Source organism: Sandaracinobacteroides hominis, assembly GCF_016464365.1.
Taxonomy (GTDB): domain Bacteria; phylum Pseudomonadota; class Alphaproteobacteria; order Sphingomonadales; family Sphingomonadaceae; genus Sandaracinobacteroides; species Sandaracinobacteroides hominis.
Window position 1 is genome coordinate 1 of the sequence record NZ_JADCUC010000001.1, and the last position, 12,206, is coordinate 12,206.

Consider the following 12,206-nt stretch of genomic DNA (forward strand, 5'->3'; position numbering starts at 1 on the left):
AGGGCCAGCAAGCGGATGCCATCCTCGCCGATAAAGCCTATGACAGTAATGGCTTACGCGAGACGATCGCTCAGATGGAGGCGCAGGCGGTGATACCGTCCAAGCGCAATCGCAAAGTCTTCATCCCCCACGACACCGAACTCTACAAGCAGCGCAACCGGATCGAGCGATGCTTCGGCCGCCTCAAGCATTTCCGCCGTTTCGCTACCCGCTACGATCGACGAACCATCCACTTCACCGGCTTCATTCACCTCGCCGCAGCAATGATATGGTTACGATGAATGTCGATCCGGCCTAGTTCGAAACTTTCAGCAGCTCGCGCGCGGTGATCACCCGCATGATTTCGTTCGTGCCCTCCAGAATGCGGTGCACGCGCAGATCGCGCCACAGCTTCTCGATCGGGTAATCCATCAGATAGCCATAGCCGCCGTGCAGCTGCAGCGCCCGGTCCACGACCGAGCTTCCGGTATCCGTCGCCAGCCGCTTTGCCATGGCGGCGAACTTGGTCTTGTCCGGCGCACCCGACGTCACTTTGGCAGCCGCCAGATACAGCAGCGCACGTGCGGCCTGCAGCTCCGTCTCCATGTCGGCCAGCGTGAACTGCGTCGCCTGGAAATCGACGATGCTCTTCCCGAACTGCCTGCGGTCGCGGACATAGATGAGGGTCTCGTCCAGCGCCCGCTGCGAGCCGCCCAATGAACAGGCGCCGATGTTCAACCGCCCGCCGTCAAGGCCGGCCATGGCGATCTTGAAGCCCTGTCCTTCCACGCCGACCAGATTCTCCGCCGGCACCCGCACGCCGTCGAAATGCACCAGCGCAGTCGGTTGGCAGCGCCATCCAAGCTTGCGCTCATTGGCGCCGAAGGAAACGCCCGGCATGTCCTTCTCGATCACCAGGCAGGAAACCCCGCCGGCACCTTCGCCGCCCGTGCGCACCATCGTCACATAGATCTCGTTTGCGCCTGCGCCCGAGATGAACGCCTTGGAACCGGTCACCACATAGTGGTCACCGTCGCGCACAGCGCTTGTCTTCAGCGCCACCGCATCCGACCCCGAGCCCGGCTCGGTCAGGCAATAGCTGGCGATCTTCTCCATCGTCACCAGTTGCGGCAGATATTTCGCCTTCACCGCCTCGCCGCCGAAGCAGTCGATCATCCAGCTCGCCATGTTATGGATGGAAATGAAGGCCGATGTAGCGGGGCAGCCATAGGCCATGGCCTCCATGATCAGCGCCGATTCCATCCGCCCCAGGCCAATGCCACCCGATTCCTCGCTCACATAAATGGCGCCAAAGCCCAGCTCGGCGGCCTTGCGGATGGTCTCGCGCGGGAAGTGATGCTTTTCGTCCCATTCCGCGGCAAAGGGCGTGATCTCGGACGCCGTGAACCGCTGCGCCGTTTCGCGGATGAAAAGCTGGTCTTCGGTCAGGTCGAACTGGGTCATGTGACAAGGCCATAACCCGATCGCGCAGGATTGCCACCTGTTTGCGACTGTGGTTGACCTTTCGCCGCCCCTTCGCTATGCGGCGCGCTCTTGTCGGCAGCTGTGGCTGTCGGCCCATACCCTATTTCGAGGCCTGACCAATGAAGCGCACCTATCAACCGTCCAAGCTCGTCCGCGCCCGCCGCCACGGCTTCCGCGCCCGCATGGCGACTGTTGGTGGCCGCAAGGTGCTGGCCCGCCGCCGCGCGCGCGGCCGCAAGGTCCTCTCGGCCTGAGCCGAGCTGTTCGGCCCTCTCGGCCTGAGCCGAGCTGTTCTGGACTGCCGGACAAGATTCATGCCTGATGAAACAGTCGCGGCTGGCCCTGTGCCGGCCGCGTTTCATTCTGTCTCCGGCGAATCGGCTGCATCGGTTGCCATCGACCGTATCCGCGTCCGCCGCGATTTCCTGTCTGCCAACAGCGGAATTCGCGTGCCCATGCCGCCGTTCGTGCTGCTGGTGAAACCGACCGCGCTTGGCGTTTCCCGCTCCGGTTTCACCGTCAGCAAGAAGGTCGGCAACGCCGTTGCGCGCAATCGCGCCCGTCGTCGCCTGCGGGAAGTTGCGCGGCTTGCCATGCCCAGCCTTGCGATTCCCTCGGCCGATCATGTCTTCATCGCCCGCCCGCAAAAGGACGAAACCCCCTTCGAAGAGCTGCTGGACCTCACCCGCAAGGCGCTCACCAAGGCCCGCCGCAAGCTGGACCGGCCATGAAGATTGCCGAACTCCCCGCCCGCGCCGTCGCTGGTCTGTTCCGGCTGTGGCAGCTGACATTCTCCACCGTGCTGCCACCCAGCTGCAGATTCACGCCCAGCTGTTCCCATTACGGCATCGAGGCTCTAAGGCGGCACGGACTATTAGCCGGCCTCTGGCTGACGGCGGTGCGGATCGCGCGCTGCCATCCCTGGGGCGGCAAAGGATATGACCCCGTTCCCAGCCGGTTCCGGCTGGCCCCATGGAAACCCGAGCCCTCTGGCGACCGGAATAAGGCGAGCCACTGAAGTGACCACCGAGAATCGCAACCTGATCCTGGCCGTCGTGCTGTCGGCCTTTGTCCTTTTCGGCTGGACCTTCGTCTCCGAACGCTTCTTCCCCACGCCTCCGCCGCCCGCCCGCACGGCGCCTGCCAGCACGGCCGCGCCGGCTGGCCCGGTTACCCCCGGTGCATCCGCGGCGCCCGCCGCACCGCAGGTGATTTCGGCAGAGGCAGCCGCGGCCGCTGCCCCGCGCATCGCCATCGACACGCCGCGACTGAAGGGTTCGATCAATCTTGCCGGCGCCCGCATCGACGATCTGGTGCTGCGCGATCACACCGTTTCCATTGCCCCGAACTCGCCGCCGGTGCGGCTGTTCGCCCCGTCGGGTGCAAAGAACGCCTATTTCGCCGGCTTTGGCTGGGTCGGGCCGGGCGCGCCTCCGGCCAACGCCGTCTGGACGGCCTCCGCCCAGACGCTGAGCCCGGGCAAACCGGTCACCCTGCGCTGGACCAGCCCGGAAAAGCTGGTCTTCCAGCAAGTCATTTCGGTTGACGACAATTTCCTCTTCACCGTCCAGCAGAGCGTCCTCAACGGCTCGGCAAGTCCGGTATCGCTGCGCCCGTTCGGTTATGTGAACCGCACCGGCCGCTTCGACACCAAGGATCAGATGAACCTGCACATCGGCCCCATCGCCGTGCTCGATGGAACGCTGAAGGAAGGCGACATCAGCTTTGACAAGCTGCGCGACGACGGCCCGCAGACCATCGCCTCCAAGGGCGGCTGGCTCGGTCTTACCGACAAGCACTGGCTCGCAGCCCTCATCCCCGACCAGAACAGCAATATCGAGGCTCGCTTCACCGCTGCCGACGGCGACCGCTACCAGACGGACTGGCTGAAGGCGTCCGAAACACTGCAGCCCGGCCAGACTTCCAGCACGACCAGCCACCTGTTCGCCGGCGCCAAGGAGCGCCGCCTGCTGAACCAGGTACGCGATGATCTGGGGGCGCCGCTGTTCGACCGGGCACTCGCCTGGGGCTGGTTCTGGTTCATCGCCCAACCCATCGCCGGGCTGCTGGGCTGGCTCTACAGCCTCCTCGGCAACTATGCGCTGGCCATCGTCGGCCTCACCCTGATCGTCCGTGCCGTGCTGTTTCCGATCGCCAACAAGCAATATGCCAGCATGGCGAAAATGCGCATCTTCGCGCCGAAGATGAAAGAGCTTCAGGAGAAGTACAAGGACGATAAGCAGAAGCAGCAGGTTGAGCTGATGGAGCTCTACAAGCGCGAGAAGATCAATCCGCTTGCCGGTTGCCTGCCGATCCTGCTGCAGATCCCGATCTTCTACGCCCTCTACAAGACACTGCTGATCTCAGTTGAAATTCGCCACCAGCCGGCCTTCCTGTGGATCAAGGACCTGTCCGCGCCCGATCCGCTGACGCCGCTGAACCTGTTCGGCCTCATCCCCTGGGATCCCCCGGGCTTCCTGCACCTGGGCGTGCTGCCGATCATCCTGGGCATCACCATGTTCGTGCAGTTCAAGCTGAACCCGCAGCCGATGGATGAAATCCAGGCAAAGGTCTTTGCCTGGATGCCGTGGCTGTTCATGTTCATGATGGCGCCGTTCGCGGCCGGCCTGCAGATCTACTGGATCGTCAACAACCTCGTTTCCATCCTGCAGCAGTGGGTGCTTCTGAAGAAGTATCCGGCACCCGCACCGGCACCCGCAAAATGACGGAGGATGCATTCCGGCTGGAGGAAGCGCGCAAACTGTTCGCAGGCCCCATCGCCTTCCAGCTTTCCGCGCCCAAGCTGGACTTCCTCCCCCGTGCCGACGTGCCGGAAGTCGCCTTTGCCGGTCGTTCCAACGTGGGCAAGTCATCGCTGCTGAACGCGCTGACGAACCGGCAGGGCCTTGCACGTACGTCGAACACGCCCGGCCGCACGCAGGAACTGAACCTGTTCCAGGTCGGGGAGCCGCCCGTCCTGCGGCTCGTCGACATGCCCGGTTATGGCTATGCCGAAGCGCCCAAGGACCTGATCCGGCAGTGGGGGCTGCTGATCGGCGACTATCTGCGCGGCCGCGCGACGCTGAAGCGCGTGCTGGTGCTGGTGGACAGCCGCCACGGCCTGAAGCCCGTCGACCGCGAGATCATGGAGCTGATGGACAAGTCCGCAGTGTCCTACCAGATCGTCCTCACCAAGGCCGACAAGATCAAGCCGACCCAGCTGGCTGCGACCATCACCGTGGTGGAGGAGGAAGCGCGCAAGCATCCGGCCGCGCACCCGACCATCATTGCCACCAGTTCCGAAGCCAAGCAGGGGATCCCTGAACTGCGTGCCGCCATCACGGCTGCCGCCTTCGCCTGAGGCGACCGATAAAAGCGTGCAGCAATCACGCACGCCTGCTGCTAAAATGGCGGGCAAGAGGAGAGAGACTTGAAAGCTCTGAGTGAAGTGACCGTCGGCGGCCAGACCTTCCTGCCGCTCGTCGAGGGCGGCAAGGGCGTTTCCGCCACCAACCATGCGTCTGCCGGGGCCTGGGCAAAGGCCGGCGGCCTGGGCACGGTTTCGGCGGTGAATGCCGACAGCTATGACGCCAATGGCGACGTCATTCCGCAAATCTACCGCGGTCGCACCCGCGAGCTGCGCCACGAAGAGCTGGTGCAATACGGCATCGACGGCGCCGTCGAGCAGGTGAAGCGCGCCTACGACATCGCCGGCGACGAGATCCGCGCCGGGCGCGGAGCGCTCAACATCAACGTGCTGTGGGAGATGGGCGGCGCCCAGCGCGTTCTGGAAGGCACGCTGGAACAGACCAAGGGGATGCTGCACGGTGTGACATGCGGCGCGGGCATGCCCTACAAGCTGTCCGAAATCGCCGCTCGCCACGGCGTCTACTACTATCCGATCATCTCTTCGGGCCGTGCCTTCCGCGCCCTGTGGAAGCGCGCTTACTCCAAGGCCGCCGAATGGCTGGGCGCCGTCGTCTATGAAGACCCCTGGCTGGCGGGCGGCCACAACGGTCTTTCCAACGCCGAAGACCCTCGCGCGCCCCAGGATCCCTATCCGCGCGTGAAGGACCTGCGCGAGGTGATGCGCGAAGGCGGTATCCCAGACAGCGTTCCCATCGTGATGGCGGGCGGCGTCTGGTATTTGCGCGACTGGGCGCATTGGATCGACAATCCCGAGCTGGGCAAGATCCTGTTCCAGTTCGGCACCCGTCCGTTGCTGACGCAGGAAAGCCCCATCCCCGATGTCTGGAAGGCGCGCCTGCCCACTCTGGACGAGGGCGACATCCTGCTGCACAAATTCTCGCCCACAGGCTTTTACTCGTCGGCGGTGCGCAACACCTTTCTGCGAAGCCTCGAAGGCCGCTCGGAACGGCAAATTGCCTTCAGCACCGAGGCGGCAGGCGACCACCAGTACACGCTCGACGTCGGCGTCGGTCGCAAGACCTATTATGTCACCCGCGACGACCTGAACCGCGCGCGGACATGGAACGGTGACGGCTTCGACACGGCGCTGAAGACGCCCGACAACACCCTCATCTTCGTCGGCGCCGACGAGGCGAAGATGATCCGCAAGGACCAGGCCGATTGCATGGGCTGTCTCAGCCACTGTGCCTTCTCCGCGTGGAAGGACCATGACGACCACACCACCGGCTATCTGGCCGACCCGCGCAGCTTCTGCATCCAGAAGACTCTGCAGGACATCGCCCATGGTGCAGATCCGGAGCATGAACTGATGTTCGCCGGCCACTCCGCCTATATGTTCAAGCAGGATCCCTTTTATTCCAATGGCTTCGTCCCAACGGTGAAGCAGCTTGTGGAGCGTCTGCAGACGGGCGATTGAGCTGGGCTTGCCGCGATAGACATGGTTGACCGAAAAGTGCAGTCTCCCCCGGCAACAAGGGAGCAAACACAATGACCAATCTTGTCGAAACCATTATGGGGGCGTTGCCCGCAAACACCGGCGACGCGCTGGGCTCGATGCTGGGCGACAACCCGGATTCCAGTGTAAAGGGACTGTCCGCAATCCTGCCTTTGCTGTTGGCAGCCTTTGCCGGCAAGGCTGCGTCGGGCGCTGACCTTGGTGGCCTCGTCTCGACGATTTCGGGCGGTATCGCGGGCGGAAACCCGCTGGATAATCCGGCCGCGCTGCTCTCCGGGTCGGCACCTGCCTCCACGGGCCTCGGCGGCCTCGCCTCGCAGATCCTCGGCTCCAACATGGTGCCGATCGCCACGGCGGTTGCGGCGATGTTCGGACTGAAGAACGGAACGGTCAATTCGCTGATGGCGCTGGCGGGCCCGCTCCTGGTCGGCGGCATCGGCAAGGCGCTGGGCGGCGCTCCGACCGTGCACGGCCTGCGAAACCTGCTGGCGACCGAAAAGGACAGCTATGAGTCGATGCTGCCGCCGCAACTGCGGCAGCTGATCTCGCCTGTTGCGCCAGCGGCTGCTGCCGCACCGGTTGCGGAAACCGCCGCCAGCTCCGGCATATGGAAATGGCTGCTGCTGGCCTTGGCGATCCTGGCGCTGCTCTGGTACCTCTTCGGACGCGGAACAAAGGAAGAGGTCGTCACGCCGGCCGCAGTTGAACCTGCCGCCGTGCAAACGGCGCCGGTCGCCGCGCCCGTGATTCCGACCGGCTCCGGCGTTATCGCCCAGGACCGTGCGGGCCTGCCGCTGCTGGTCGTCTTCTTCGATGTCGGCAAGAGCGATGTCTCAACCGACCTCGCAGCTGCATCGGCTGCGGTGAAGAGCTATTATGACAGTCACCCGCAATCCCGGCTGTCGGTGTCGGGCTTCAACGACCCGACCGGAGACGCAGCCGCCAATGCCGAACTGTCCAAGAATCGCGCCGAGCAGGTGAAGGCGGCGCTGGTTGCCGCCGGCTTCGCGGCCGACCGCGTCGATCTCGATAAGCCCGCAGCGCCCACCGATACGTCGGAAGGCTATGCAGCCGCCCGCCGCGTGGAGGTGACGATCAAGCAGTGAGGAGCGAGGGGAGGGGGCTTCGGCCCCCGACCCGCCTAGCGCAAGGCTCCAGCCACAAGCCTCTCGCAATCCACCGGCGGGATGGCCGGCGGGGCGGGCTGGTCCTTGCGCAGGCCCAAAGCGCTTCCGATCGAGCGGCCGATCGCCCCCACGATGCCGCCTTTCGATTCTCTTCCGTCCTCCGCAACCGTGATCCTGGGTTGTGACAGGGTTCCGCCGACGCGGATCGGATCGACCAGCCGCAACGCGGCCTTCTTCGTGCTTGTTCCCCGTCAGCACCTATGGCACAGATTTGAGGTTGTGAATTAAGGAGTGTTGGGGCTTCGTCGTAGTGACGAAGGAACGAAGATGAAGCCCCAGCACTCCTTGAAAAAATCGCCTGCCAAGGCCCCTGCTGAGCGGGTGGTGAAGGACATCCGGCGGCAGACCCGCCGGCATTTCTCGGCCGAGGACAAGATCCGCATCGTGCTCGAAGGCCTGCGCGGCGAGGACAGCATTGCCGAGCTGTGCCGCAAGGAAGGCATCGCCCAGAGCCTGTACTACACCTGGTCGAAGGAGTTCATGGAAGCGGGCAAGCGCCGGCTGGCGGGTGACACCGCCCGCGCCGCGACCACTGGCGAGGTGCAGGACCTGCGCCGTGAGGCCCGTGCCCTGAAGGAATGCGTTGCCGACCTGACGCTCGAGAACCGTCTGCTGAAAAAAAGCATGATCGCGGATGGGGAAGGCGACGAATGAGGTATCCCGCATCCGAGAAGCTCGAGATCATCCGGATCGTCGAGCAGTCGCACCTGCCTGCCAAGCGAACGCTCGACAAGCTCGGCATCGCCCGTCGGACGTTCTACCGCTGGTACGACCGCTTCCTCGAAGGCGGGCCGGAGGCGTTGGAAGATCGGCCATCCACGCCGAGCCGCGTATGGAACCGGATCCCGCCTGACATCCATGATCAGATCATCGAACTGGCGCTGGAGCAGTCCGAGCTGAGCCCACGGGAGCTGGCAGTGCGCTTTACCGACGAAAGGCGTTACTTCGTATCGGAAGCCACGGTTTACCGCCTCCTGAAGGCCCACGGCCTGATCACCAGCCCGGCCTACGTCGTGATCAAGGCCGCCGATCAGTTCCACACCAGGACCACCCGGCCGAACGAGATGTGGCAGACTGACTTTACCTACTTCAAGATCATCGGCTGGGGCTGGATGTACCTGTCGACCGTGCTCGACGACTTCTCGCGCTACATCATCGCCTGGAAGCTGTGCACCAACATGCGCGCCGAGGACGTCACCGACACGCTGGACATGGCATTGGCCGCATCGGGCTGTGACAGCGCCAGGGTACTGCACAAGCCCAGGCTGCTCAGCGATAACGGCCCCAGCTACATCGCCGGCGAACTGGCGGAATACATCGAAGCCAACAAGATGAGCCACGTTCGCGGCGCACCGTGCCACCCGCAGACCCAGGGAAAGATCGAGCGCTGGCACCAGACTCTGAAGAACCGCATCCTGCTCGAGAACTACTTCCTGCCCGGCGACCTTGAAGCCCAGATCGAGGCCTTCGTCGAGCACTACAACCACCAGCGATATCACGAGAGCCTGAACAACGTGACGCCCGCCGACGCCTACTTCGGCAGGGCGCCAGCCATCATCAAACAACGTGAAAGGATCAAGCGACAGACCATCGAACATCGGCGCTTGCAACACCGCAAGCTCGCCGCCTAACATCAACCCCCAGACGAGGTCCGCACTCCGCTAACTTACGCCGCGAGTTGTGCCAAATGTTCTGACGACGGACAACTGGCGCAGATGATCGGCGGACAACCCTGACTGGATAGAGAAACGGAGAAGACGAATGGCAAACGGAGCTTGCGATATTTGCGGTCGCCCGGCGACGGCGCGCGTGCGCGCCTCGGTGAACGGCAGGGTTCAGAACATGGAGCTGTGCGATCAGCACTACAGCGAAATAGCGCGCCGGTCGGGACGCAGCGCCTCGCCGCTGGAGTCCCTGTTCGGGCGGCGTTCCCTTCTTGACGAATTCTTCGGCGAGAGGGGTTTCGGCAGCCTCTTTGGTGACAGTCCGCTGCGAGGCGGCACGCTCGGCTCTATGGGTAATGGCGATGACGCTGTCGTCGACGCCACTTTCGGCGAGGGCGCGCCGCGGCGTGGATCGCGGCGCGGCGGCGGACGCACCATCGCCGACCGGCTGAGCGAACAGGGCAACAAGCTGCTGCAGGATGCAGCACAGAAGGCCGGGGAATTCGGGCGCAGCGAGGTCGATACCGAACATCTGCTTCTGGCATTGACCCCGTCTGACGTCGTCAAGACGATCCTGGAACAGTTCAAGGTCGATGTGGACGATCTGCGGCGCCAGATCGAGAAGGAAGCGAAGCGTGGAGACGCCAGGACGGAGGGCGAAATCGGCGTAAGCCCTCGCCTGAAGGACGCGCTGAACCGGGCCTTCATCGCCTCGAACGAACTCGGCCATTCCTATGTCGGTCCCGAGCACCTTCTGATCGGACTTGCCGAGGAAGGTGAAGGCCTGGCCGCGGCGATGCTGCGCAAGCTGGGGTTGACGCCGCAGGCGCTGCGTCAGCAGGTGACGAAGGTGGTCGGCAAGGGAGCCGAGGAAGGCCGCGTCGAGACTCCGTCGAACACCCCCGATCTCGACCAGTTCAGCCGTGACCTGACGAAGCTCGCCCGCGATGGCAAGCTCGATCCCGTCATCGGCCGCGCCCGCGAGATCGAGACGACGATCGAAGTGCTGGCCCGCCGGAAAAAGAACAACCCGGTACTGATCGGCGAGCCCGGCGTGGGCAAGACCGCCATCGTCGAGGGACTTGCACAACGGATCGTCGCCGGCGAAGTGCCCGAGGCGCTGCGCGACAAGCGGCTGGTCGAGCTTAACATCAACTCGATGGTGGCCGGGTCGAAGTATCGCGGCGAGTTCGAGGAGCGGGTGCAGAAGATCCTCAAGGAGATCACCGAGGAGAAGGACAGCCTGATCCTGTTCATCGACGAGATGCACACCATCGTCGGCGCCGGCCAGGGCGGTGGCGAAGGTGGTCTTGACATCGCCAACACCTTCAAGCCGGCGCTGGCGCGGGGCGAGCTGAACCTGATCGGCGCGACGACGCTCAACGAGTACCAGAAATACATCGAGAAGGACGCGGCGCTCGAGCGACGGTTCCAGCCGGTTTATGTGGACGAGCCCACTGTCGCACAGACGATCATGATTCTGCGCGGGCTGCGCGACACGCTCGAAAGCCACCACAAGGTGACGATCACCGACGAGGCGATCATCGCCGCCGCGGAGCTTTCGGATCGCTATATCACCGGTCGCTTCATGCCCGACAAGGCGATCGACCTGATCGACCAGGCCGCGGCGCGGGTGAAGATCTCGGCCACTGCTCGGCCCGTGGACGTGCAGGAACTCGAAGCCGAGGTCGCGCAGATCAAGCGCGAACAGGACTATGCCGCAGCCCGCAAGCAATTCGACCGAGCAGCAGAACTGAAGAAGGAGCTGGAGCAGAAGCAGAAGGAGCTGGACGAGCTTCTGGAGATCTGGAAGCGCGATCAGGCTTCGGCGACCACCGAGGTGCGCGCCGATCACGTCGCGCAGATCGTCTCCAAGATCACCGGCGTTCCGGTCACGGACCTGACCACCGAGGAGAAGGACAAGCTCCTCAAGCTCGAGGAGAAGCTGCACGAGCGCGTCATCGGCCAGGAAGAAGCGATCCGCGCCGTGGCCGATGCGGTGCGGCTGGCGCGTGCAGGACTGCGCGAGGGACGCGGCCCGACCGCGACATTCCTCTTCCTCGGGCCGACCGGGGTTGGCAAGACGGAACTGGCCAAGACGCTCGCCGAAGTAATCTTTGGCGATCAGGACGCAATCATCCGCATCGACATGTCGGAGTATGGCGAGCGCCACTCGGTTGCCCGGCTGGTTGGCGCGCCTCCGGGCTACGTCGGATACGACGAAGGCGGGCAGCTGACGGAGAAGGTGCGCCGTCGGCCCTACTCGGTCGTGCTCCTCGACGAGATCGAAAAGGCGCATCCCGATGTCTACAACATCCTGCTTCAGGTGTTCGACGATGGCCGCCTGACAGATGGCAAGGGCCGCGTGGTGGACTTCACTAACACCATCATCATCGCCACCTCGAACCTCGGTTCGGACATCATCCAGCGCAACCTCACGAAACGCGGCAGCAGTGAGTTCGACGAGGCCAAGCAGAAATCCGAACTGATGGAGGTGTTGCGCGGTCATTTCCGGCCAGAGTTCATCAACCGGATCGACGAGATCATCGTCTTCCACTCGCTGAACCAGTCGGAAATCCGCCAGATCGTCGAGTTGCAGCTCAACCGGGTGAAGCGGACCGCCCTTACCCAGGGCGTCGAACTCGAACTCGATGTGAGCGTCGTGGATCACTTCGGCGCGGTCGGCTTCCGTCCCGAATTCGGTGCCCGCGAGCTGCGCCGGCTGATCCGGTCGCAGTTGGAGACCGAGTTGGCCCGCGAGATGCTCTCCGGGCGGATCGAGGATGGTGACAAGGTCCGCGTCGCCTGGTCGGAAGACGAACAGAGGGTCGTGTTCGAAAAGATCGTAAAGGACACCGGTGACGACAGCCCGGACGATCAGGCCAAGGCCGGGATCGAGGAGCCCAGCGAAGTTGCCGAAAACAACACGGACGTTCCGAAGCCCAGCGTTGGGGATGAGGTGCAGTCCAAGGACGACAAGTCCGCCGAGTGACAGCGCAAAAGACT

At 63.9% G+C, this 12,206-nt stretch carries 11 protein-coding genes and 1 pseudogene; 10 read left to right on the forward strand and 2 right to left on the reverse strand.

Annotated features, from left to right (window positions below):
* A partial coding sequence (locus IM784_RS00005) for a transposase (RefSeq protein ID WP_199553265.1) occupies positions 1-281 on the forward strand: 281 nt, incomplete at its 5' end.
* A gap of 13 nt (positions 282-294) precedes the next feature.
* On the opposite strand, the gene IM784_RS00010 is transcribed toward IM784_RS00005, so the two are convergent.
* Positions 295-1,443, reverse strand: a complete 1,149-nt coding sequence (locus IM784_RS00010; RefSeq protein WP_199553266.1) for an acyl-CoA dehydrogenase family protein — start codon at positions 1,441-1,443, stop codon at positions 295-297.
* A 140-nt stretch (positions 1,444-1,583) separates the two neighbouring features.
* On the opposite strand from IM784_RS00010, the gene rpmH reads away from it, so the two are divergent.
* From rpmH to IM784_RS00045, 7 genes and pseudogenes are all read left to right on the forward strand, one after another.
* Positions 1,584-1,718 (forward strand): 50S ribosomal protein L34, encoded by a 135-nt coding sequence (rpmH, locus tag IM784_RS00015; protein WP_199553267.1) that lies wholly within the window; start codon positions 1,584-1,586, stop codon positions 1,716-1,718.
* 60 nt (positions 1,719-1,778) lie between these two features.
* Positions 1,779-2,195, forward strand: a complete 417-nt coding sequence (gene rnpA / locus IM784_RS00020) for a ribonuclease P protein component (RefSeq protein ID WP_199553268.1) — start codon at positions 1,779-1,781, stop codon at positions 2,193-2,195.
* Positions 2,192-2,416 (forward strand): annotated as a pseudogene (gene yidD, locus IM784_RS00025) (membrane protein insertion efficiency factor YidD); the annotation flags it as partial. The gene rnpA and the pseudogene yidD, both read left to right, overlap by 4 nt.
* 67 nt (positions 2,417-2,483) lie before the next feature.
* Complete coding sequence (gene yidC / locus IM784_RS00030; RefSeq protein ID WP_328799398.1) at positions 2,484-4,190, forward strand: membrane protein insertase YidC; 1,707 nt, start codon at positions 2,484-2,486, stop codon at positions 4,188-4,190.
* Positions 4,187-4,825: a ribosome biogenesis GTP-binding protein YihA/YsxC gene (gene yihA, locus IM784_RS00035; protein WP_199553271.1), complete on the forward strand. Its 639-nt coding sequence runs from the start codon at positions 4,187-4,189 to the stop codon at positions 4,823-4,825. The genes yidC and yihA overlap by 4 nt, the downstream gene beginning before the upstream one ends.
* Before the next feature lie 69 nt (positions 4,826-4,894).
* Complete coding sequence (locus IM784_RS00040; protein ID WP_199553272.1) at positions 4,895-6,310, forward strand: NAD(P)H-dependent flavin oxidoreductase; 1,416 nt, start codon at positions 4,895-4,897, stop codon at positions 6,308-6,310.
* A gap of 71 nt (positions 6,311-6,381) precedes the next feature.
* Entirely contained in the window at positions 6,382-7,455 is a 1,074-nt protein-coding gene (locus IM784_RS00045) for an OmpA family protein (protein WP_199553273.1), read from the forward strand.
* Positions 7,456-7,490: 35 nt separating this feature from the next.
* On the opposite strand, the gene IM784_RS00050 is transcribed toward IM784_RS00045, so the two are convergent.
* Positions 7,491-7,700, reverse strand: coding sequence for a hypothetical protein (locus tag IM784_RS00050; RefSeq protein WP_199553274.1), 210 nt, complete (start codon positions 7,698-7,700; stop codon positions 7,491-7,493).
* Positions 7,701-7,803: 103 nt separating this feature from the next.
* Here IM784_RS00050 and IM784_RS00055 point away from each other — a divergent pair.
* Both IM784_RS00055 and IM784_RS00060 read left to right on the forward strand, forming a co-directional pair.
* A protein-coding gene (locus tag IM784_RS00055) for an IS3 family transposase (protein WP_408006028.1) occupies positions 7,804-9,167 on the forward strand; the annotation gives its coding sequence in 2 pieces (ribosomal slippage) (positions 7,804-8,151 and positions 8,154-9,167; 1,362 coding nt in all).
* 130 nt (positions 9,168-9,297) lie between these two features.
* Positions 9,298-12,192, forward strand: coding sequence for an ATP-dependent Clp protease ATP-binding subunit (locus IM784_RS00060; RefSeq protein WP_199553275.1), 2,895 nt, complete (start codon positions 9,298-9,300; stop codon positions 12,190-12,192).
* Positions 12,193-12,206: the final 14 nt, after the last annotated feature.

Excerpts from the sequence above, each read along its gene's own strand:
- IM784_RS00060 (WP_199553275.1), top strand. The coding sequence starts at position 9,298 with ATGGCAAACGGAGCTTGCGATATTTGCGGTCGCCCGGCGACGGCGCGC.
- IM784_RS00045 (WP_199553273.1), top strand. The coding sequence starts at position 6,382 with ATGACCAATCTTGTCGAAACCATTATGGGGGCGTTGCCCGCAAACACC.
- yihA (WP_199553271.1), top strand. The coding sequence starts at position 4,187 with ATGACGGAGGATGCATTCCGGCTGGAGGAAGCGCGCAAACTGTTCGCA.
- rnpA (WP_199553268.1), top strand. The coding sequence starts at position 1,779 with ATGCCTGATGAAACAGTCGCGGCTGGCCCTGTGCCGGCCGCGTTTCAT.
- rpmH (WP_199553267.1), top strand. The coding sequence starts at position 1,584 with ATGAAGCGCACCTATCAACCGTCCAAGCTCGTCCGCGCCCGCCGCCAC.
- IM784_RS00010 (WP_199553266.1), bottom strand. The coding sequence starts at position 1,443 with ATGACCCAGTTCGACCTGACCGAAGACCAGCTTTTCATCCGCGAAACG.